At 66.5% G+C, this 21901-nt stretch carries 22 protein-coding genes; 18 read left to right on the forward strand and 4 right to left on the reverse strand.

Going from position 1 to position 21901, the window contains the following annotated elements; all coding sequences use genetic code 11:
- The 10 genes from cpaB to VH499_RS09035 all read left to right on the forward strand — a co-directional run bounded on the left by cpaB (nt 1) and on the right by VH499_RS09035 (nt 11881).
- The gene (gene cpaB, locus VH499_RS08990; RefSeq protein ID WP_332052374.1) at nt 1–987 is read left to right on the forward strand and encodes a Flp pilus assembly protein CpaB; all 987 of its coding nucleotides are present in this window, start codon (nt 1–3) and stop codon (nt 985–987) included.
- Nucleotides 987–3050, forward strand: a complete 2064-nt coding sequence (locus tag VH499_RS08995) for a type II and III secretion system protein family protein (RefSeq protein ID WP_332052375.1) — start codon at nt 987–989, stop codon at nt 3048–3050. Before cpaB ends, VH499_RS08995 begins: the two co-directional genes overlap by 1 nt.
- 9 nt (nt 3051–3059) lie before the next feature.
- A complete protein-coding gene (locus VH499_RS09000) occupies nt 3060–3731 on the forward strand; it encodes a CpaD family pilus assembly lipoprotein (RefSeq protein ID WP_332052376.1) in 672 nt (223 codons plus the stop codon).
- Nucleotides 3732–3741: 10 nt separating this feature from the next.
- Nucleotides 3742–5040 carry an AAA family ATPase gene (locus VH499_RS09005; protein ID WP_332052377.1) on the forward strand — a complete coding sequence of 433 codons (1299 nt, stop codon included), beginning with the start codon at nt 3742–3744 and terminating at the stop codon, nt 5038–5040.
- A gap of 7 nt (nt 5041–5047) precedes the next feature.
- Nucleotides 5048–6862: a CpaF family protein gene (locus tag VH499_RS09010; RefSeq protein WP_332052378.1), complete on the forward strand. Its 1815-nt coding sequence runs from the start codon at nt 5048–5050 to the stop codon at nt 6860–6862.
- Nucleotides 6859–7866 carry a type II secretion system F family protein gene (locus VH499_RS09015; protein ID WP_332052379.1) on the forward strand — a complete coding sequence of 336 codons (1008 nt, stop codon included), beginning with the start codon at nt 6859–6861 and terminating at the stop codon, nt 7864–7866. Before VH499_RS09010 ends, VH499_RS09015 begins: the two co-directional genes overlap by 4 nt.
- A 5-nt stretch (nt 7867–7871) precedes the next feature.
- Nucleotides 7872–8810, forward strand: a complete 939-nt coding sequence (locus VH499_RS09020) for a type II secretion system F family protein (protein ID WP_332052380.1) — start codon at nt 7872–7874, stop codon at nt 8808–8810.
- A 117-nt stretch (nt 8811–8927) separates the two neighbouring features.
- Nucleotides 8928–9527 carry a TadE/TadG family type IV pilus assembly protein gene (locus VH499_RS09025; RefSeq protein ID WP_332052381.1) on the forward strand — a complete coding sequence of 200 codons (600 nt, stop codon included), beginning with the start codon at nt 8928–8930 and terminating at the stop codon, nt 9525–9527.
- A 9-nt stretch (nt 9528–9536) separates the two neighbouring features.
- Nucleotides 9537–10838, forward strand: a complete 1302-nt coding sequence (locus tag VH499_RS09030; protein WP_332052382.1) for a VWA domain-containing protein — start codon at nt 9537–9539, stop codon at nt 10836–10838.
- A 209-nt stretch (nt 10839–11047) separates the two neighbouring features.
- Entirely contained in the window at nt 11048–11881 is an 834-nt protein-coding gene (locus tag VH499_RS09035; RefSeq protein WP_332052383.1) for a tetratricopeptide repeat protein, read from the forward strand.
- On the opposite strand, the gene VH499_RS09040 is transcribed toward VH499_RS09035, so the two are convergent.
- The 4 genes from VH499_RS09040 to VH499_RS09055 all read right to left on the reverse strand — a co-directional run bounded on the left by VH499_RS09040 (nt 11872) and on the right by VH499_RS09055 (nt 14439).
- A complete protein-coding gene (locus VH499_RS09040) occupies nt 11872–12636 on the reverse strand; it encodes a glucose 1-dehydrogenase (RefSeq protein ID WP_332052384.1) in 765 nt (254 codons plus the stop codon). The genes VH499_RS09035 and VH499_RS09040 overlap by 10 nt on opposite strands.
- Nucleotides 12637–12941: 305 nt before the next feature.
- The gene (locus VH499_RS09045; protein ID WP_332052385.1) at nt 12942–13157 is read right to left on the reverse strand and encodes a NepR family anti-sigma factor; all 216 of its coding nucleotides are present in this window, start codon (nt 13155–13157) and stop codon (nt 12942–12944) included.
- A 113-nt stretch (nt 13158–13270) separates the two neighbouring features.
- The gene (locus VH499_RS09050; RefSeq protein ID WP_332052386.1) at nt 13271–13870 is read right to left on the reverse strand and encodes a sigma-70 family RNA polymerase sigma factor; all 600 of its coding nucleotides are present in this window, start codon (nt 13868–13870) and stop codon (nt 13271–13273) included.
- Nucleotides 13871–13989: 119 nt separating this feature from the next.
- Nucleotides 13990–14439, reverse strand: a complete 450-nt coding sequence (locus VH499_RS09055) for a sigma-70 family RNA polymerase sigma factor (protein WP_332052387.1) — start codon at nt 14437–14439, stop codon at nt 13990–13992.
- A 167-nt stretch (nt 14440–14606) separates the two neighbouring features.
- On the opposite strand from VH499_RS09055, the gene VH499_RS09060 reads away from it, so the two are divergent.
- The 8 genes from VH499_RS09060 to VH499_RS09095 all read left to right on the forward strand — a co-directional run bounded on the left by VH499_RS09060 (nt 14607) and on the right by VH499_RS09095 (nt 21892).
- Entirely contained in the window at nt 14607–14804 is a 198-nt protein-coding gene (locus VH499_RS09060; RefSeq protein ID WP_332052388.1) for a CsbD family protein, read from the forward strand.
- A gap of 427 nt (nt 14805–15231) precedes the next feature.
- Complete coding sequence (locus tag VH499_RS09065; RefSeq protein ID WP_332052389.1) at nt 15232–16002, forward strand: response regulator; 771 nt, start codon at nt 15232–15234, stop codon at nt 16000–16002.
- 18 nt (nt 16003–16020) lie between these two features.
- A complete protein-coding gene (locus tag VH499_RS09070) occupies nt 16021–17748 on the forward strand; it encodes a sensor histidine kinase (RefSeq protein WP_332052390.1) in 1728 nt (575 codons plus the stop codon).
- Nucleotides 17741–20317 carry a response regulator gene (locus VH499_RS09075; protein WP_332052391.1) on the forward strand — a complete coding sequence of 859 codons (2577 nt, stop codon included), beginning with the start codon at nt 17741–17743 and terminating at the stop codon, nt 20315–20317. Before VH499_RS09070 ends, VH499_RS09075 begins: the two co-directional genes overlap by 8 nt.
- Nucleotides 20318–20389: 72 nt before the next feature.
- Complete coding sequence (locus VH499_RS09080; protein ID WP_332052392.1) at nt 20390–20572, forward strand: hypothetical protein; 183 nt, start codon at nt 20390–20392, stop codon at nt 20570–20572.
- A 211-nt stretch (nt 20573–20783) separates the two neighbouring features.
- Nucleotides 20784–20987 carry a CsbD family protein gene (locus tag VH499_RS09085; RefSeq protein WP_332052470.1) on the forward strand — a complete coding sequence of 68 codons (204 nt, stop codon included), beginning with the start codon at nt 20784–20786 and terminating at the stop codon, nt 20985–20987.
- Between the two features lie 11 nt (nt 20988–20998).
- Nucleotides 20999–21541 carry a hypothetical protein gene (locus VH499_RS09090; protein ID WP_332052393.1) on the forward strand — a complete coding sequence of 181 codons (543 nt, stop codon included), beginning with the start codon at nt 20999–21001 and terminating at the stop codon, nt 21539–21541.
- Nucleotides 21542–21670: 129 nt separating this feature from the next.
- Entirely contained in the window at nt 21671–21892 is a 222-nt protein-coding gene (locus VH499_RS09095) for a GNAT family N-acetyltransferase (RefSeq protein ID WP_332052394.1), read from the forward strand.
- The last annotated feature ends 9 nt before the right edge of the window (nt 21893–21901 follow it).

Here is a 21901-nt window from a genome sequence, read left to right on the forward strand (position 1 = left end):
ATGAACAGCAAGCGTATCGTTTTCCTGTTGTTGGCCGTGCTCGTCGCCGGCGCAACGGCCTTCCTGGCACGCACCTGGCTGCAGGGGGAGCGCGCCGCCATCCTGGCCCAGGCGCGCGCCGGCGCACAGCGCGTCCAGCCCGAGGCAACGGCTCACAAGGTGCTGGTCGCCAAGCAGGCGATTCGCACCGGCCATATCGTCAAGCCGGACGATCTTCGCTGGCAGGCGTGGCCCGACGGTGACGTTGCGCAGGCCTATGTGCTGGAGGGAAAGCGGCCGTTGACGGATTTCGTCGGCGCCGTCGCCCGCAGCCCGATCGGCGCCGGCGAGCCCGTCACCGAGACGAAGCTGGTGCTGGTCGGCACCCGCGGGTTCATGTCGGCGGTGCTGCTGCCCGGAATGCGGGCGGTGAGCGTGCCGGTGTCGGCGACTTCTGCGGTCTCGGGCTTCATATATGCGGGCGACCGGGTCGACGTCCTGCTCACGCACACTCTCGGCGGTGCGCAAGGACAGCACAAGGCGACCGAGACCATCCTGCGCAACGCGCGCGTGATCGCGATGGACCAGAAGGTCGATTCGTCGCCGAGCGACAAGCCTGACGTCGCGAAGACCGCGACGCTCGAGCTTACCCCGAAGCAAACCGAGATCGTGACGCTCGCCGTGCAGATGGGCGATCTGTCCCTGGTCCTGCGCAGCCTTCAGGAGAACGCCGACAGCGACTCCGCGACGGCCGAGGATGCGCCTGCCGAACCGGGCGACAGCTATACGCGCGACGTCCAGGTCAGCAGGCTGATGAGCGATGCTCCACCGGCCCAGCAGGCGGCGACGCACGTCGTCCTCGTGCTGCGTGGCAGCAGTCAGACCAAGCAAAGCCTCGACGATGGAACCGGCAATTCCGGCGGTGAAGGGGGCGAAGATCCCAAGGCCGCCGGCAACAAGACTCCGCGCACGACAACCCTCAACAAAACCCCCAGCGTGTCGCAATGATGAACATCCCCTCCCTCGTCCCGGCGCCGCCACGATGGCGTCAGGCTGGCACCACCCTGGCGCTTGCGGCGTCGCTCGCCTTCGTGCTGCAGCCCTACTTCGCGCTCGCCCAGTCGCCCGACAGCGAACAGGCGCCGCAGGACCACACGACGAAGCCGAAGGCTCATATCAAGCACCGGAAAGCTTCGCGCCACACGCCGACCGACATGGTCTCCGACGACCTCAACCGGCGCGAGGCGGAGCGCGCCGCGCAGGTCGTGCGCGAGTTGAAGGGCGCTGCAGTCCCGGCAGCCGCCACCGTAGGCGAAGCGACTCCCGTCGCTGCGCCCGCCACCACTCTCGCACGGTCGGCCGTCCCAGCCGCGCCGGCACCGACCGCGGGAAGCTCGCCGAAGTCCGAGGCAAAAGCAGGCGGCGGCAATACTCCGGCGATCGTGGCACAGACCGCGCCGCGGCCGGCCGAGCGGCCCGAACTGCTCCGTGGCAGCATCCCGGCAGAGGCCGCGCAGCCCGCGCCCCGGTCGGGCGATCGGCCCGAACTGCTGCGCGGCAGCATCCCGGCGGAGCTGACGATGGCGCCTGCCGGCGACCAGCCGACGCCCGCCAACGCGACACAATCGACACCTCAGATCGCGCAAGCGCCGGCGCCGGCTCCGGCCCCGGTGCCGATCCAGCCGTCGCCCAGGACGACCGCGCCGGGCACTCCGCCGCCGGCCGCTGGCGGCGCTCCGGGAAGAGCTTTCGGGCAGAGCCAGGTGGTGTCACCGCAGCAGCCGACGCTGAGGCTCGAGGTGAACAAGGGCACCGCCATCAAGTTGCCCGGGCCGGCCTCGACCGTCTTCGTCGCAGCGCCCGACATCGCCGACGTCCAGGTGAAGTCGCCGGGCATGATCTATGTGTTCGCCAAGAAACCCGGCGACACGGTTCTCTATGCCGTGGACGACCAGGACCGGGTGCTGCTGAACACCATTGTGAGCGTCACCTCGCCGCTCAGCCGAGTGAAGGGAACCCTCGATCAGGCCCATCCCCACAACGGTGTCACCTTCGACAACCAGGGCGAGACGATCGTGCTGGGCGGCACCGTCCATTCGGCACAGGTCGCCGAAGATGCCCGCCGGCTGGCACTGCAACAGGTCAATAACAATCCCTCCAAGGTGATCAGTAACATCAAAATCGACGCGCCAACCCAGGTTCAGCTCCAGGTGAAGGTCGCCGAGGTGAATCGCAATTCGCTGAAACGCGTCGGCATCAACTGGCAGAACATCAACAACATCGCCTTGTTCGGCACGGGCTGGCTGCAGGCCGGGTTCGCCATCAACACGATCCTGAGCACCGGCGGCACCGGGTCGGGCGCGATCAAGCTGCAGACGGCCGACGGCGGGCTGAACTCGCTGATCGATTTCCTCGCCACCCAGAGCCAGGCCACCATCCTCGCCGAGCCCAATCTGATCGCGATGTCGGGCGAGACCGCGAACTTCCTGGCGGGCGGGGAAATTCCGGTGATCGCGCCGCAGGGCGGTATCACCAATACGATCAGCGTGACCTACAAGCAGGTAGGTATCAGCCTCAACTTCACGCCAACCATCATCGGCGACCGCATCAACCTCAAGGTGGCGCCCGAGGTGAGCCAGGTCACGACGACCGGCCAGGTGAGCGTCCCGATCTCCGCCACGGCCTCGATCATCGTGCCGGCGATCCAGACGCGGCGCGCGTCCACCACCGTCGAGCTGGCGAGCGGCCAGAGCTTCGCAATCGCCGGCCTGATGCAGCGCGCCTCGCAGCAGGATATCCAGAAGATGCCGTGGCTCGGCGACATTCCGGTGCTGGGCGCCCTCTTCAAGTCGGACGCCTATCAGCGCAACGAGACCGAGCTCGTGATCATCGTCACACCGTATCTCGTCGAGCCGACGAACGGCCCGCTGCGCACGCCGCTCAGCGGCCGGGTACCGCCGACCGACGTCGACCGCATCGTCTATGGACGCTTCAACTATCCCACGCCGCCGCAGCGTCTGACCGTTGGTCAGCAGGTCTCCGGTCCGACGGCGGGCTTCAAGCTCAACTAGGTGATCCAGATGCGTTCCGTGCTCCTCGTTCTCCTTGCGGCAACTGCACTCGCCGCCTGTGAAGATCCGGTGGCCCAGCAGGCCAGGGTCGATGCGCGCATGAAGCCGGCGGAGGCCGACAAGATCCTGGCGATCGGCTTCCGGCCCGGCACCGGCCAGCTCGCCCCCAACCAGGTCCACGAGCTGCGCGCCCTGGTCGCGGACAACCGTGCCGCGGAGCGGGACGAGTTCGTGGTGGTGACCGACGGTTCCGGCGGTCCGGTCCAGCAGGCGCGGGCGCGCCAGATCATGAGCAGCCTGTCGACGGCCGGTGCGCGGTGGGTCGGATCCGCCGTCGAACCGGCCATGGTGATGGGACCCGACAAGGTGGTCGTCGTCCGCTCCGAGTACCGCGTCGCCGAGCGCGATTGCCCGGACTACGTTCCGGCCAGCATCGCCAACACCAACGAAGCCACCATGCCCGGCTTCGGCTGCGCGAACGCCTACAATTTCGGCCAGATGCTCGCGCGCTCGCGCGACGCCGCCGTCGGCCGTTCGCCCGGACCGGCTGACGCCACTGTGAATGCGGCCGCCATCCAGCGCTATCGCGAGGGCAAGGTGCGCACCGCCAATGCCGACGGGAGCACGGGCGGCGGCGGCACCGGTGGAACAGGCGTCACCGTCACCACTTCCGGCAACTGACGAGGACGACATGGCTTCAGCATCTGCCAGCGTGCAGCGCACATCGGCCGCTGCGAGCGAGGAAAAGCCGGCTGTAGCTGCCATGGCGTTCATCACCGATTCGGTGGCGCAAGGCCGGGTGTCGGCCGACCTCTTTCACATGACGCTGGGCAAGGCCAACGTCCGGGACGGCTCGATCGCCACCGCCCTGGCGATCAGCGAATGGCCGCGTGATCTCGACCTGCTGGTCGTCGATCTCGGCGATGCCGCCGACCCGGTGGCCGACGCGGCGGCGCTGAAGACCGCGGTGCCGGGGAATTGCATCGTCGTCGGCGTCGGCCGGATCAACGACGTGGCCCTCTATCGCGACCTCATCGCGGTCGGCTTCAGCGACTATCTCGCCCTGCCACTCGCCGAAGGCATCATGGGGCGGACGGTCGAGCGCGCCTTCGAGCTGCGTGAGCGCGGCGGCCTGACGGGGGCGAGCGCCGCGGCGAAGGATGCCAAGCCGCGCACCCTGTCGGTCATCGGATCGCGCGGCGGCGTGGGCGTCACGACAGTTGCCATCGCAGTCGCCGGCATGCTGGGCAAGCGTCTCAAGGAAGAGGTCCTGCTGATCGACTTCGACCTGCACTACGGCTCGCTCATGCTGGCGCTCGACCTCGAGGCGATCGACGCACTGCGCGAGGCGCTCGACCAGCCGGACCGCATCGACGGCCTGTTCATCCAGCAGGTCGCGCAGAAGAAGGCCGAGTATCTCTATGCCATCGGGGCGGAGGAGGCGCCGACCGGCGGCTTCCAGGCGCGGCCGCACGCGGCGAGCGACTTCCTGCGCTCCGTGCATCGTCGCTTCCGGTGGGTCGTCGCCGACGTCCCGCGCGGCGATCCCGCCATCCAGCGGCAGGTCATCGAAGCGTCGACCGACGTCCTTCTCGTCACGGATCTTTCCCTGCCGGGGGTGCGCGACGCGATGCGCCTGCAACAGCTCGTGCTCGATGTCGCGCCAGGCGCGCATCTGCATCTGGCGACGAGCGGCGTGATCGACGCGCGCCGCTCGGCGGTCAAGGTCGCCGACGTCGAACGAACCCTCGGCCGCAAGGTCAACTGCCAGATTCCTGCCGACCAGACGGCGGCACTGGCGGCCGTCAACTTCGGCAAGCCGGTTTCCGAAGCCGCTCCCAACAGCGGCATCGTGAAGTCGCTGAAGCCATTCGTCGCGGCATTGGATGGGCCGTCAGGCGCAGCCGGCCCGACGGCCGGACGGGCCGGCGTTCTGGTGCGTCTCGCCCAGCCCTTCAGGGCCCGCAAGGGCAAGGACAAGAAGAAGTAGGCGGCGCATGTTCGGTTTGCGCAACAGGAACGCCGCAGGCGCCCCGGATGTCGCGTCCGGGGCGCTCGATCGTCTGGGACGCCGCGCGCCCGGAGATCCGGGCGTCGACCGTGCCTCGTCGGGACCGGACCGGGCCAGCCGGCTTGCCGGCGCTGCCGCGACGCTTGCCAACGTGGTCGCACCGCGCCTCCATGATCTCGTAAATGCCGGCAGCTCGCCGGGCGAGATCACGCGCCAGGCGGGGCTCCAGACGCAAGGCCACTTTCACAGCCATGGCGTCATCCTGTCACCGCTCGAGCTGCGCGGCTTCGTCACCGACGTGTTGCGACCGGTCCTGCCGGCCACGAATTTCACCACGGCCGCGCCGCTCCCCGACCAGGACGACGCACCGCCGGCCGCCGAGCCGCCGGTACCGGCCGAAGAGCTCCCGCCACAGCCGGTCGTTGTTGCCCAGCCCGTCGCGGCGAGCCCTCCTCCGGCGCCTGCAAAGACAGTAGCGCCCATCCGGCCGCCGGAGCCGGTGCGTGCCGAACCGGCCGACAAGTCGGGCAGCCGACTGTCGCGCAGCAAGGTCGATCAGGCCCGCCGGACGATCCAGCCGCTGGTGATCAGCCGCATCGATCTTGCCGCCGCGGTCAGCCTGCCGCGCAAGGAACTGGTGCGCCAGCTCGAAGGCCTGGTTTCCGAGTTGCTGGCCGAGCAGCGCATGCAGCTCAATCGGCCCGAGCAGGCCGACCTCGTCTACCAGCTCGTCAACGACATGATGGGACTGGGTCCCCTCGAGCCGCTGATCGAGGACGACGGCATCACCGACATCATGATCAACGGCCCCAAGCAGATCTACATCGAGAAGCGGGGCAAGCTCGAGCTGACGTCGGTGACGTTCGAGGACAACGCGCATCTGCTCAACATCTGCAATCGCATCGTCAGCCGCATCGGCCGGCGCGTCGACGAATCGAGCCCGATCTGCGACGCGCGCCTGCTCGATGGCAGCCGCGTCAACATCATCATTCCGCCGCTGGCCATCGACGGCGCGTCGGTGTCGATCCGCAAGTTCGGCAAGCGCCAGATCGGTTTCGACCAGATGGCGCAACAGGGCAACATCTCGCCGGCCATGGCGACGCTGCTGCGCATCGCGGCGCGATGCCGCCTGAACCTCGTGGTGTCGGGCGGCACGGGGTCCGGCAAGACGACGATGCTGAACGCGCTCTCCGGCATGATCGATGACGGGGAACGCGTCGTCACCATCGAGGATGCGGCCGAGCTGCGCATGCAGCAGCCGCACGTCGTCCGCTTGGAGACGCGGCCGGCCAACCTCGAAGGCAATGGCGAAGTGACAATGCGCGATCTCGTCAAGAACGCGCTGCGCATGCGGCCCGACCGGATCATCCTGGGCGAGGTGCGCGGCCCCGAGGCGATCGACCTTCTGCAGGCCATGAATACCGGCCACGACGGCTCGATGGGCACATTGCATGCCAATCGTCCGCGCGAAGCCCTGACCCGGCTGGAGAACATGGTGACGATGGGCGTCGCCAGCCTTCCGCCCAAGGCGATCCGCACCCAGATTGCGGGCTCGCTGCAGATGATCGTGCAGATCAGCCGCATGCGCGACGGTGTCCGCCGCGTGACGCACATCACCGAGGTGATGGGCATGGAGGGCGAGGTCATCATTACCCAGGATCTCTTCACCTACGAGTTCAAGGGAGAGGGACCGGACGGGAAATTGAGCGGGGCCTTCAAGAGCTCCGGCCTGCGCCCCCATTTCCTGCCGCGCGCGGCCTATTACGGCCTCGACAAGGTGTTGATGGAGGCGATCGCGTGAGCGCCCTGGCGGGCCAGGGCCTGAACATCGACCTCGTCGCGATCTATATCGCGGTCGGGGTCGGCATGACGATCGTGGCGCTGGGCGTGGTGTTCGGCGGCTTCTTCGCCGAGCGCCGGTTGCGCGATCGGGTCGAGGAACTGAAGCTGCGCAATCGCTCGGGCCATCGCGCCATGCAGATGGCGAACCTGCGCCGCGTCGAGAAGGGCAGTCGGCTGGCGATGCTCGACAGGCTGCTTTGGCGCTGGTTCCCCAATGCCAACAGCATCCGCCGCAAGCTCCAGACCTCGGGCATGAACGTCAGCCTTGGCGAATTCGCATTCGCCTCGCTCAGCCTTGCATTGGCAGTGGCCTTCGTGCTGTACCTCGTGGTCGGCGCGCCGCCGCTCATCACGGTTGTCGCCGCGCTGGCGATCGGTTTCGGGTTGCCCAATGTCGTCGTCGGCCGCAAGGCCAAGAAGCGCGGCCTGAAGTTCAATCTCCTGTTTCCCGAAGCGGTCGATCTGATCGTCCGCGCGCTCCGCGCTGGTCTTCCGGTGCAGGAAGCCGTCGGCAACGTTGCCAAGGAAATCAAGGATCCGGTGGGTTCCATCTTCCAGGAGGCCCAGCGGGAGATGCAACTCGGTGTCCCGATCGAGACCGCGCTGTGGCGTGTCGCCAAGACGGTGCAGACCGACGAGTTCAACTTCCTGATCGTCGCCATGTCGATCCAGCGCGATACCGGCGGCAATCTGGCCGAAACGCTTGCCAGCCTGAGCGCCCTGCTGCGCGCAAGGCAGCAGCTCCGGCTCAAGATCCGGGCCTTCACCTCCGAGGCACGCGCAACCATGTCGATCATGGTCGGCCTGCCGTTCCTGGTGGGCGGCGCCCTGTTCGTCATCTCGCCGGACTACATCAAGCCGCTCTTCATGACCTCGACAGGCCTCACGATCGCCGGCGCCGCCGGCTGCAGCATGGCGTTCGGCATCTTCGTCATGAACAAGATCGCGACGATCAAGGTGTGACGGCGATGAACCCGATGCTGTCCGATCAGAGCTTCATGCTCGTCGTTGGAGTCGCGGCATTCGTGTCGTTCTGGGCGCTGTGGCTTGCGATCACGTGGCGGCCGCCGATGGAGGCCCGCCTGGGGGCCCTGCGCACGCGCCGGATGAAGACGCGTGGCGAACAGGCGGGTGTCGCGAGACCGTCGACCAAGGCCGCCTCGATCGGCGCCATGCGCATGCTGACGACCAGGCTCAATCTGCTGCGCGGCGCCGCCGCTGACCAGACGACGCGGAAGCTGCGGCTGGCCGGCTTCTTTTCGCGCGATGCGGCCGTCGTCTATATGTTCATCAAGCTCGTGCTTCCCCTGGCGCTGGGGTTCGTGATGATCTTGCTGACCTCGATCACGAATCTCCTCCCGGTTGCCGACAATATGGTCCTGCCGATCAGCATCGGCGCCGTGCTCGCCGGCTTCATGCTGCCGGACCTCTATATCAAGAATGTCACGACCAAGCGGCGCGAGACCCTGAACTACGTGCTGCCGGAAGGGCTCGATCTCCTGACCATCTGCGTCGAGGCGGGCCTCAGCATCGACGCTGCGTTCCGGCGCGTGTCCAAGGAGATGGCCGAGTCGATGCCCGAACTGGCCGCCGAATTCGAGATGACGGCCATCGAGCTCACCTATCTGCCCGACCGGCAGCAGGCCCTCGAGAACATGGCCGAGAGGTCCGACTCCTCGGCGATCGCGGCGCTGGTGAATGCTCTCCGCCAGACCGAGAAATACGGCACGCCGCTGGCCAACTCGTTGCGCATCCTGAGCCAGGAATTCCGCCAGACCCGGGCCTCGAAGGCCGAGGAGAAGGGCGCCCGGATGCCGGCCCTCATGACCGTGCCGCTGATGATCTTCATCCTGCCGACGCTCATCGTCGTGCTTCTGGCGCCGGCCATCATGTCGATCTTCGTCTAGATACAATTGATATACTTTCCTTATAGTTGCGTCGCGTCCCTTTAGTATAAAGTCAACCTTATTTTGTACCTCTCAAAGGTACGCAATGATTTTTTGGACGTTTGGGGAAGTGGGGAAATGTTGGGATCAGGTTCGCGGGCGCGAGGCGCTGCGCGCAACGGTGGCGGGTGCCTTGGGGACCGCCAATCGGGCGCTGCCGTCGATAGCGTAACCCGCCCCGGTGCATCCGGGGCGAGCTGGGTCGATGGACTGTCGGGAGAAACCCGGCGGGTCCGTTGGCGTCGCTTTGTCCAGATTTCACGCGACACCGGCGGCGTATCGGCGATCGAGTTCGCCATCGTCGCACCGGTCTTCGTGGCGCTCGTCACCGGAATGCTCAAATTCGGTATCGCGCTCAGCCACTACCTGATTCTCACCAGCGCGGCAGCCCAGGGCGCAATGACACTCGCGTTGAGTCGCGGCACGTCGACGCCATACACCACGACGACGACCGCGATCACCAATGCCGCGCCAAGTCTGACTTCGTCGAGCATCACGATCACCACCAGGATCAACGGCACCGCCTGCTCGGACGACTCCGGCTGCTCGACGGCGCTTGTGGCAGGGCAGTCGGCACAGGTGACGCTGACCTATCCCTGCGATCTCACGGTTATGGGCATCAACTACAAGTCTGGCGGATGCACATTGTCCGCCTCAACAGCACAGATAGTCCAATAGGAGGCAATCATGAAGCGTTCCAAGTTTGTCGTGCGTCGGTCAATTCGCGACGTCTGGCGTGACCGAAACGGTGCAACCCTTGTCTTCATCGCGGCCACGCTGCCGGTACTGATGGGCGCAGCCGGACTGACAGTCGACGTCGGGCGCGCGCTCGCCGCGAAGCGCGCTTTCGCCGCCGAGACCCAGGCAGCGGCCCTGGCCGGCGCCTATGCGCTCTCGGATCCCAATTGGAGCACGAGCAGCGTTCAGACCGCGGTCACCAACTGGAACACCGCAAACCCGGTGGCCGGCGTCACCGGCACGGGGTCGACGGCGACGCTCAGCTGCAACACTTCGGTGTCGAACTTGCCGAGCTGCAACGGGACGAGCCCGAATGCCGTTTCGGTCACCCGCACGGGGACGATCCCGACCTACTTCCTGAAGGCCCTGGGGCGCAGCCAGTTCACGCTGACGTCGTCGGCGACGGCGACCAAGGCCGGCGGCAACGCGAAGTCGGTGAACGTCATGTTCGTCCTCGACGCCACGGGGTCGATGAGCAACTCCGATCCGGGCTGCACGGTGCCGGGCGTCAGCCATCCGACCAGGCTCCAGTGCGCACAATACTCGATCCAGAGCGTGCTCAAGGTGATGCCGACCTCGCTCGACACCGCCGGCCTCATGATCTTTCCGGGGATGGGCTCGCAATACAGCCCGACCAAGCATCCGTGTGCGACCCAGCCGTCTTCCGTGCCGTACTACACGACCAACATCAAGTATCAGATCGGCACGACGATGGACTCGAGCTTCAACGACGGCAACGGAAATCTCAGCAACTCCTCGCCGCTCGTCCAGGCGGTCGGCAACGGCACGTCGCTCACCGGTTGCGTGACCAACAAGGGCGGACAAGGAAGCTTTGGCGCCGAGGTGCTGGCGAAGGCGCAGGCGGCGTTGCCGGCTGCCAAGGCTGGAACGCAGAACGTGATCATCTATCTCAGCGATGGTGACTACAACGCCTCGAAGTCCGAGCTCAACAACCAGACCTCGCACGTGACGAAGCAGTGCGACCAGGCGATCGCGGCGGCCCAGACCATCACGAGCGCGGGAACCAAGATCTACTCCGTTGCCTACGGCGCGCCGACGAGCGGCTGCTCTTCGGGCGACACGCACAATCCGTGCACGACCATGCAGTCGATCGCCTCGGACAAGAGCCTGTTCTACACCACGAACTCGGCCTGCCAGATCTCCGGTTCCGCGAACCAGGTTTCCGGCCTGCCCCAGCTCTTCCAGGCGATCACGACGACCTTTACCAAGCCGCGACTGCTGCTGAACTAGGTCTCGGAAGCCGGGCCGATGCCTTCTGGCATCGGCCCGAACCCGGGCTCTCCGGTCCCAAATATTGCAGGATTGGCCGCCTCGGGCGGCCAATTCGATTCTGGCCCCTTGAAGCGAAATCCAAGTATTGAGGCTTGGTTGCAAATACCCTCAATATTTTGATACCATGTCGCGGTCAGCCCCAGCGGGTGGGGGTGTCGGGGACGAGAATGAAGTTGGCGCCCATAATCTCTGCGGGCCTCGCGCTTTTGCTGGCGGCATGCGGGTACGAAGCGGCTCACACGGGGCCGCAGGGCGACAGCTACACCGCCGCCCTCCAGGAAGCCGACGCTGCCCGCAAGGCCGGCGACCTCGACGTGGCGGTCCCGCTCTATAGCCGTGCGCTGCAGGCCAACCCCGAGGGCATGGATGCCAAGCTGGGGCTTGGCCAATGTTATCTGGCGCTTGGCGCCGGCGGCGAAGCGGCTGCCCAGTTTCGCGACGTCCTGGCCAAGCGCGGTGGCGACACGGTCGCGCGGCGCGGCCTCGCGGCGGCGCTGATCACCCAGGGGCAGCCCGAACTCGCCGAGAAGCAGGCCGAGATGGCGCTGGCCGCCAACGGCCACGACTATCACGCGCTCAACGTGCTCGGCGTCTCCCTCGACATGCAAGGCCGGCACGCCGAAGCCGAGGCACGATATCGGGAAGGAATCGCCCTCGCACCCGATGACGTCGCATTGCGCAGCAACATGGGCCTGTCGCTGGCGATCATCGGCCAGTCGCAGGATGCGATCGCGCAGCTTCTGCCGATCGCGACCGGCCCGCAGGCCGACGGCCGCGTGCGCCAGAATCTCGCCTTTGCCTACGCGATGGGCGGAGACTTCGAGAACTCCCTCAAGGTCAGCCGCCGCGATCTCGACGAAGCGACCGCACAGCGCCAGCTTTCCTATTTCATGCAGCTCAAGAGCCTGACGCCCGAGGAACGCAGCGCCGAGATGCGGCGTACGTCCTATTTCTTCCCGCAGACGTCGTCGCCGGTACGAAATCTTTCGCCTCAGCCCTGAACGGAAAAGCCGCCATCGACCGTGATGGCGGCGCCGGTGATGAAATCCGAGGCCGCCGCGGCGAGGAAGACCGCGATGCCGGCAAAGTCGTCGGGAACGCCCCAGCGGCCCGCCGGTGTGCGCTTCAGCACCGACTCGTGGAGACCCGGCACCTCCTGGCGGGCGCGGCGGGTGAGGGCGGTGTCGATCCAGCCCGGCAGGATCGCATTCACCTGGATGTTGTCCTTGGCCCACGCGGTCGCCATCGCCTTGGTCATCTGCACCATGCCGCCCTTGCTCGCGGCGTAGGCGGTCGCGAACGGCGCGCCGAAGATCGACATCATCGAGCCGATATTGATGATCTTGCCGCCGCCACGCTGCTTCATGGCGGGATAGGCCGCGTGGCTGCACAGGAAGGCACTGGTGAGATTGCTGTCGAGTACCGTGTGCCATTCGGCGAGCGTGTAGTGCTCGGGCTGCTTGCGGATGCTCATGCCAGCATTGTTCACCAGGATGTCGAGACGGCCATGAGCCTTCATGGTGTCGGCGATGAGGCCCCGGCACGACTCCTCCTGGAGGACGTCGACCGCAATCGCGGTTGCCGCGGCGCCGCATTTCTCGATTTCCTTGACGGCGACTGCGGTCTTTGCGGCGTCGCGGGCGGCCACCACGATCGTCGCGCCTGCTTTCGCCATGCCCTTGGCCATACCGAGCCCGATACCGCCGTTGCCGCCGGTGACCACGGCGACCCGGCCGGAAAGATCGAACAATTCCATGCGCTGCTCCTTGGCGCCTGTATAACCAAGCGAGGCGGAACCGCAAAAGCCCGTGGTCGTTACGCTTTCCTGGGATGCTGGCGCGCAGGGAGGCGAAGATGGTGAAGCGAGTCCCGCTTGCCGGTTCGACGAGGGCCCGGTCGCAGGCCGTTTTCACCTCTCACCGCGCGCCGCCGGCAACGGCACGGTTCGAGCGATGCGTTCAGGACAAATTCGCTGCACGCCGGCCGGGCTGACCGGCGGATAGCGGACTGGGGAATGGCGGAGGCCGCGAGGCCGCCGCCATTCTTCTTCCGGAGGACGGCTTACTTTTTGCCGCCGGGACCCTTGCCCGCCTCGGCGTCACGCTCGATCAGCATGAGCAGATCCTCCGGCAACGGCTCGCTCGCAATCTCGTCGTACATGGCGTGCAACTGCTTCTGCAGCCACATGTCGAAGGGTCGTTCGGTGGCCGACTTCATCTTCTTTCCGCGGACCGCGTCGCCGGCCCGACCCTTCAGCGGTTTGTTGTCATTCGCCATCGATGTCGTTCCGCGGAAGGAGGACCACCCCACAGGTTCCTGTCCGAGGCATGCAGTTCTCCCGGTGAGAATGCCCATGTTTCGCTCACTCGTCCATTGCAGCCTGTGGTGAATCAACGCTCGACCGCTGCAGGGCGCTCGCCGTCATGAGAGGCACGCTGCTCGGCGCCGGACGCCGGGCGCTGCCGGGCATCGCCTTCCAGGAGCAACCGCTCGAGCGTGTCGCGAGCTCTCGAAATACGGCTCTTCACGGTGCCGACCGACACGCCGGTGTGAGCGGCGATGACCTCATAGGACTGGCCCTCGAGCACAGCCAACAACAGCGCCTCGCGCTGGGTCGGAGCAAGTTTGCCGAACGCCGACATGAATTCGCGCATGACGAGGCGGCTCTCCTGGTGCGGCTGATGCGAGAGGCTTTCGGCAATCGCGGAATCGACCGGCACGGAAGGACGCATGCGGCGCAGTCCGGAAATGAATTCATTGCGCTGGATGCGGAATACCCACGCTGAAAGATTGGTGCCGGGCTCGAAGCTGCGGCGGCCGGTAAGCGCCTTGATCACCGTGTCGTGGACGAGGTCGTCGGCGGCATCGCGGTCGCGCGTCAGGGACAGCGCGTAGACGCGCAGCCGCGGAAGGATTGCCTTCAGTTGTTCATGGAAATCTCGGAGGTCCTGGTTGTCGTCAGTTCTCTTCGAAATCTCGGCGGCGGCCATGGGTTTCTCCGGTATAGCGACGGTACCGGATGAATGCCTGGCGGTCGGAAAGGTTACATGGGCGCCGGGAGCTGACGGCTAACATTTTGATTTGCAATGATCTTTCGGGACCGTCTGGGTCAGCGCATCTTGCCCGCGAGTTGCTTGCGCGCGCGCGATACGCGGGCTTTCAAGGTGCCGATGGAACAGTCGCACAGCGCGGCCGCCTCCTCGTACGAAAATCCACCGGCGCCGATCAGGATGAGCGCCTCGCGCGCCTGTGGACTGAGCGCCCATAACGCCGCCGACAACTCCTTGAGCTGAAGCGAAGCCTCCGGGTTGTCCACCGCGGCCAGGGGCGCCGCCGCACTGTCGTCGATCGGGGCCGGACGCCGTCGCTGTGCACGCAAGTCGGAATAGAAGCGGTTGCGCATGATCGTGAACAACCATCCCTTCAGATTGGTGCCTTCGGCGAACTGTCTCTGCTTGTCGAGGGCCATCAGGATCGTGTTCTGGACCAGCTCATCGGCCGCCTCGCGCTCGCGGCACATGAAGCGCGCGAAGGCGCGCAGGTCCGGAAGCAACGCCACGATATCGTCCTTAATCATCGAGGTGATGGCTCCGGGTGCACGAGGCAATAACGAGCGAACAGCCTATGTGGGGCCATGGCGAAAGCGGTGCAAAGGGATTTTCCGTGGGGCAACCGCCTTCGAGACGGCCGCGTTAACTGCACCAACGCTTTTCACAGGAGGACGAGATGAACTGGGATCGTGTCGAAGGGAACTGGAAGCAGTTCACCGGCAAGGTGAAGGAGAAATGGGGCAAGCTCACGGAGGACGATCTGACGGTGATCAACGGCAAACAGGATCAACTCGTGGGCCGCATCCAGGAGCGCTACGGCGTCGCCAAGGACGAGGCGCAGAAGCAGGTGAACACCTGGGTTGGCGGTCTCTGAATTCTCCCGCCGCCAACCGCGCGCCGGGCGCCGTAGCAGGGGCGTCCGGCGCGCCCCGAGGGGAACCGCGGAGGGGCCGACCACGTTACGAGCGGACTTCCCTCTGGAGGAAAATATTTGAGTCCAGCGCAGATGCCGCGACCGGACCCGCTGCCCAGATCAACGGCGGGGCCGTCGTGGCATGTCTTCGTCGCATGTCTTCGTCCGGGGCCGACAATCGCGGCCGGCAGGCAACTGCCGTGATTGCGCGACGTTTCGGCATTTCTTCGACGACGGCCGAAGACAACCCGTCGTCGGCGATATGCGTCCTGCCGGCGGTCGGCCGAGGCATCGAGTGGTGGGTTGTCTCCCGGCGTTTGGGGCGTAGTGTACGGTCGAGAAGCGAGAGGGGGCGATAGTGTCGGAAGGATCTGCCGCAACGAAGAAGATGTCCGAGGCCATCACAAGGACGCTGCCGTTCCTGCGCCGCTACGCCCGCGCGGTGACAGGCTCGCAGCAGCGCGGCGACGAGTGGGTTAGGCTCTGCGCCGAGGTTGTCATGCGCCAGCCCGAGCTGGTCGCCAACATGGAGGACACCAAGCTCGGTGTCTTCGCCCTGTTCCATCGCCTGCAGCAGCCGTTCGGCGGCCTGGACGAGCCGGCGGAGGCGGGCAGCGTGAGTGGCCGGCTCAAGGAGTCCCTGACCGAGATGGCGCCGCTGCAGCGACGCATGCTGCTGCTCACCGTCCTCGAAGGATTTACCGTCGGCGATGCCGCCCATATCCTCGACATCGACATCGACACCGCCGAGAGGAGCCTTCAGGAAGCGCGCCGCGAGCTGCAGCGCGTCGCCTCGGTGCGCGTGCTGGTGATCGAGGACGAGGCCGTGATCGCGCTCGATGTCGCCGACATCGTGCGCAATGCAGGCCACGAGGTCGTCGGCATCGCAGCGACGGAGAAGGCGGCGGTCGATCTGGCGAAGAAGCATTCGCCGCATCTCGTCCTGGCCGACATCCAGCTGCGCGGCGCCGACAGTGGCATCAGCGCGGTAAAGGAGATCATGCGGGCGATGAGCGTACCCGTGATCTTCGTTACCGGTTATCCCGAGCGGCTCCTGACCGGCACCCAGATCGAACCCGCCTTCGTCATCTCAAAGCCGTTCGACCCCGACCTTCTTCGTGCAGCGATCGCCCAGGCGCTCGATACCGTCTCGATCTGAGCGCGGGTCGCGCCGGTCATGGCTCGGTGGTCGCTGCGCACGAAGCTGGTGGCAGCGGTCGTCCTGGCCCTGGCGCCGGCCATCGGGCTCATGGCATGGAGCACCTACGATGACATCGTCGCGGCCCGCGCGGCCCGCAACGATGCCGTATCGGCAGCCATCGAGCAGGCCGCCGCGCGGCATCGCGAACTGATCGAGGGGTCGCGCAGGCTGGTGATCGCCGCCTGCTCCGCCGATGCCGTCAGGAAGGTACTGAGCCCGGCCGCGACGCCGGCAGACGTCGACGCCTGCGAGGGCTACCTGTCGGGCGTGCTGCAAGGATTTCCCAACCAGTATTCGGCGATGATGGTCACCGACGAGACCGGGATCGCGCGTTGCTCGACCGCGCCCGACGAGATCGGCCTGAGCTTCGCCGACCGCCAGATCTTCCGCCTGGTGCAGGAAACCAAGGGCGTGTCGATCGGTACGTTTGCGGCAAGTCGCGCCGCGCCCCATACGGTGATCCCCATGGCGATGCCGATCACGGTGGATGGTGAATTTCGCGGCATGTGCTCGCTCGGGATCTCCCTGCAGCTCTTCTCGGAGCTGTCCACCGGTGGGCCCGCGAGCCAGCGCATTCCCGTCGTCCTGGTCGATCAGACGGGAGCGCCGGTCGGCGGTGATGTGCAGATGACGCTGGCGATGCCGGTCTCCAAGCGCCTCGCCTCGGCCATAGCGGCAGGTCAGCGGACTTTCAGGGACTACGGCCAGAACGGCTCCTTCTACCGCTTTCACATCATTCCGCTGGCCGGCAACGCCACCTTCGCCGTAGCCGCGATGCCCTTGACCGAGAGCCTCGCCTCGATGGCGGTCGAGCTCGGGAGATTCGGCCTGGTCGTGCTGGCGGCCGTCATGGTCCTCCTGGTGACGTGGTTCGGCGCCGACCGCTGGTGCGTGCGCCCCCTCCGGTATATCGGCGACTTCGCCAGCCGCGTCGCACGCGGAGAGGATGTCCGCTTCGCGCCACATCGGCCGTGGACGAGCGAGCTGGCGACGGTGGGCGACGGGGTCGGCAAGATGGCCGAGGCGATCGCCAGCCGGGAGGCGGAGCTCAAGGCCGGCCTGGAGCAGCGCGACCACATGCTGCGCGAGATCCACCACCGGGTGAAGAACAACCTGCAGATGATCTCGAGCCTGCTCAATCTGCAGGCCGGCGAGATTCGGTCGCCACGCATTCGTCGCTTCTTCGGCGATGCGCAGAATCGCGTGCTGACGCTTTCCATCCTGCACCGTCACCTCTACGAGCGATCGAGCTGGTCGTTGGTGGACTTCCAGCAATTCATCAGCGATCTCGTGCGCCAGATTTCGGTTCCCCGGCCGGGCCTCGAGCGCCCCGCGGTCCGCTACCACATCCGCGCCCCGATCATGGCGGTCGGACCGGACATCGCGATTCCCGTCGGACTGATCGTGACGGAAGCAGTGGGCAGTGCGCTCAGCCACGATTTCAGCACCGTCAGCACGCCGGAGATTCGTATCGATGCCACCGAGCAGAGCGGCCAGGAAGTCGAGCTCGTGATCGAGGACAACGGTCTCGATACCAGCCAGGCGTCGATCGGCCCCAACGCCAGAGCGAGCTTCGGCCTGACCCTGATCCGCGGCCTCGCCATGCAGCTCGGCGGCAAGGCGAGCATCCTTGGCCGCGAGGGCGGCGGCACACGTGTCGTGGTGACGTTCCCGATGGCCAGCGAGGGTGGCCCGGATGGCTAGCGTCCGCCGCAGCGCCCGTTCGACCGGAATCGTCGTCGGCCTCACCATCGCCGTACTCGTGGCCGCAGGCGGCCTGCTGACGGTCAGCCATTCGCGGTCGGCGACGGAGCAGCAGCGCTTCGTCGTCAGCAACTACGAGACCATGGCCCTGATGCGTGACGCGCTGATCGTCCTGCAGGACGCGGAGGTCGGCCAGCGCGCCTACCTCCTGACGGGCGACGCCGCCAATCTCGGGCCCTATGAGCGCGCCCGGCCACGCATGGACACGGCATTGCGGCAGATCGAGGCCTCCGTTGCCGGCGACGGCGACGCGCTGCGGCAAATCACCGAGTTCAAGACGGCGGCCAACGAGAAGCTCGACGAGCTCAATTCCGGCATCGTCGCCTATCAGCTCTACGGGCGCGAGGCGACCTTGCCGCCGGGATCGGGCCGGGCGACTACCGATCATATCCGGCAGATCGCGGAGTCCTTCGTCGAAGGGCAGCGCCTGCAACTGTCGCGCCGTCTTGGCATGTTGAGATCCGAGCAGGATCAGGCCGATCTGGCGGGCCTGCTGGTGCTCGGCGGCGCGTTCGCCTGCCTGCTGGCCGGCATGTACATCATCGTGCGCGGCGGCGAGAGGCTGGAAGAGGCGCAGCGCCTGCTCAGCGCGCGATCGCGTTTGCTGCAGGCGGCCCTGGAAACGCTGCGCGATCCGATTTTCGTGCTCGATGCACAAGGGACCGTGGTGGCGTGGAACGAAGCGTTCGTGCGGCTCTCCGGCTGGGATCGCTCGCGCGAGCCCGTGATTGGCCGCGCGGAGCTGCTGTCGTCACGCCTGCCCGCGATGCAGACCTTGCTCGCACCACTGCGGCTCGATGCCCGGATCGACGATCAGACCCTGACGGCGCGGGCCTCCCATGACGGACGCGACTATGAGGTGTCGCGCGGCGAGATGGCAGACGGCGGCGCCGTCGTGCGTTGCGTTGACGTCACCGACAAGCTGCGCGACGAGGCGGCCCTTCATCAGGGTCAGAAGATGGAGGCGGTCGGCCAGCTCACCGGCGGGATGGCTCACGACTTCAACAACATCCTTCAGATCGTCCAGACCAATCTGGACCTGATCAAGCCCGACATGTCGACCAACGTGGCGGCGTTGGCCCGCCTGCAGAGCGCGTCGGCCGCGGCCGACCGCGGCGCCCGCCTCACCCAGCAGCTTCTCGCCTTCTCCCGGCGCCAGCCGCTCGCGCCGCGCCCGACGGCCGTCGGGCGCCTGGTGACGGATCTGTCGGTGTTGTTGCGGCACGCCCTCGGAGAGCGGATCACCCTCGACGTGGCGGTCGCGCCGGGCTCGTGGAACGCCACCATCGATCCGGGCCAGCTCGAGAACGCCCTTCTGAACCTTGCCATCAACGCGCGCGATGCGATGCCCGACGGCGGGACGGTGCGGGTCGAGGTATCGAACGCCACGCTCGATCGCCGCTACGCGTCGCTGCATCAGGACGTCACGCCGGGCTCCTACGTCCTGGTCGATGTTGCCGATACCGGCACCGGCATGCCGGCCGAGGTCGTGGCGCGCGCATTCGATCCCTTCTTCACGACCAAGCAGGAGGGAAAGGGCACCGGGCTCGGCCTCAGCATGGTTTACGGCTTCGTCCGGCAGTCGAACGGCCACATCCGGATCGACACCGCGATCGGCCAGGGGACCAGCGTGAAGCTCTACCTGCCGCGCACGCTCGATCCGGTGGTCGAAGCGCCGAGCGAATCGACGGACGCCGCCGGCGGCAACGCCCGCGTCCTCGTCGTCGAGGACAACAAGGACGTCCGACTGGCGGTCGTCGACATGCTTTCGGGCTGGGGCTACCGGGTTGTTTCGGTCGAGACCCCTGACGCCGCGTCCGAGGTGCTGGAGCAGGATCCGGCGTTCGATCTGCTGTTCACCGACGTCGTCATGCCCGGCACGATGTCGGTGATCGAGCTGGCGGCGCTGGCGCGGCGCCTCAATCCCGCAATCGCGGTCCTGCTGACCTCGGGTTATGCGCGTGACCTTATCCCCAAGCAGGACGGCACCGAGTATCCGATGATCGCCAAGCCGTATCGCGGCGAGGAGCTGGCGGCGAAGGTTCGCACTGCGTTGGCCGCACGCGAGCGTGAGCAGCCCAAGTCGCTGCCTGCGTCGGCGCCCCCTGCGGCAGCCGGGCCCGCGCCGGCCGCGCAGAGGAGCGATCGGCCGAGGCGGGTGTTGCTGGTCGAGGACGAGGTCGTCTTGCGCATGTCCACAGCCGATATGCTCGAGCGTCTCGACTGCCTCGTCACCGGCGTCGGCAGCGGCGAGGAGGCGATGGATCTGCTCGCCAAGGGGGGCGCGTTCGACCTGTTGCTGACGGATCTCGGCCTGCCCGGCATCAGCGGAGAGGACCTGGCAAGAGAGGCACGCCAGCGCTTTCCCGGGATGCCGGTGATCATCGCCAGTGGCTACGGTGCCGTGAGCCCGGAAGCGAACGGCGTTCGCTTCATCGGCAAGCCATATTCGTCGATCGACCTGCAGCAGGCGCTCGACCACATCGACCATCTGTCGCCCTCCGCCTGAGCGACCGCCGCGGGCAACCGTTGCGCGAGGCCCGCGTTGAGTCGGCACCATCCGAAGACGAGAGAGGGCGGCATGCTCGATGTGCGCTTGCCCGAAGACCCGAACCCGACGGCCAAAGGCCACGCCGCCGCGTCGCGCGATCGTGCTGTCGACAAGCCGAACCCCGATCCGCTCGAAAGCGAGTTGCTCGACCTCTACGGCGCGATCGCCATCGCCATTCCTGTCGCGTTGTTCCTGAATTCGCTTTGGCTGTGAAGAGCTGGACCCGGCAACCTGGACCGGTCCATGCCGTTACTGGACGACGAATGCCGACGCGCGTTCCGACGCCGGTCGAAAAGAGGAGGTTTGCATGCGCTCGATCGCAATTCTTGCCGCTGGCGCGCTGGCAGTGCTGCCGCTGGCGGCCAATGCCCAGTCGACCTCGAGCACGACGTCGACCACGATCTCCCAGCCCGACTTCCATCAGATGTGGGAAAAGATCAAGGGGTCGTGGACGCAGACGAAAGGCGCGGTCAAGGAGCAATGGGGCAAGCTGACCGACGACGACCTGATGGAGATCCAGGGCCGCCGCGAGAAGCTGGTCGGCAAGATCCAGACCCGCTACGGCATCAGCCACGACCAGGCCGAGGCGCAAGTAAGCGGGTGGGAGAAGAAGTACCACAGCATGTGATCGGAAGGCAGATGACTTCCGCCATTCGCCTGGTCGCCCTGGTGGCGACCGCGGCCTCGGTAATCGGCGTCGCGAGCGCGTTGGCCGAGAACATGCCGCAGGTCCGCGACAGCCGGACAGGGAAGGTCTGGACGCCGGAACCGGTCACCGTCGAAACACCGGGACCTTCCTCGTACTCCGACAGGGCCTTCGACCCGAACGCCCAGGCCGCGCAGGTTCGCGGCCTCGTTGTCCAGCATCCGCGCGCACAGCTCATGGGCACGGTGCCAATGACCGCGGGAGCGACCGTCCCGATCGTGACGCTCGACGTGCCGTCGCTTCAGGTGGTGCCGGCGCAGCATTGGCTGTCGATCCTCTATCTCACCAACAACAGCACGCACACGATCAACGCCGTCCTTGGATGTCACTTCACCAACGGTGGCCGGAACGTCGAGGATGTGCGGGTGGTCGTGCCGCCTGCCGGCCCCGGCGAGCGGCTGGGCCTGCCGGTGCGCGGCCCACGCTATGACATCTTCGTCGACCGCGTGACATGCGAGGTCATTTCGCCAACCTGAGCCGGGCTTCGACGCGAAACGCGAGGGCCGACGCCGGTTGCATCGGCCCTTCGCGTGTGCACGCTATGCGGCAGGTGCTGGCGGAACTCGAGGTCGATTACCCACAATTCCTCGCTCGGCCGCTACGAGATGGAGACGGAGCATGGGCGCGCCATCGCGGTTTACCGCCAGCAGGATGACAGACTGATCTTCACCCACACCGAGGTGCCTCCGGCGGACGCGGGCAAGGGTATCGGGTCGCGGCTGGTGCGGGCGGCGCTCGACGACGCACGCCGGCGCGGCTTCAAGATCGTGCCGGCCTGCAGCTTTGTCGCGGCTTTCGTCCGGCGCCATCCCGAATATGGCGGATGACGGGGCGAC

The organism is Reyranella sp., assembly GCF_036558665.1.
Lineage (GTDB): Bacteria > Pseudomonadota > Alphaproteobacteria > Reyranellales > Reyranellaceae > Reyranella.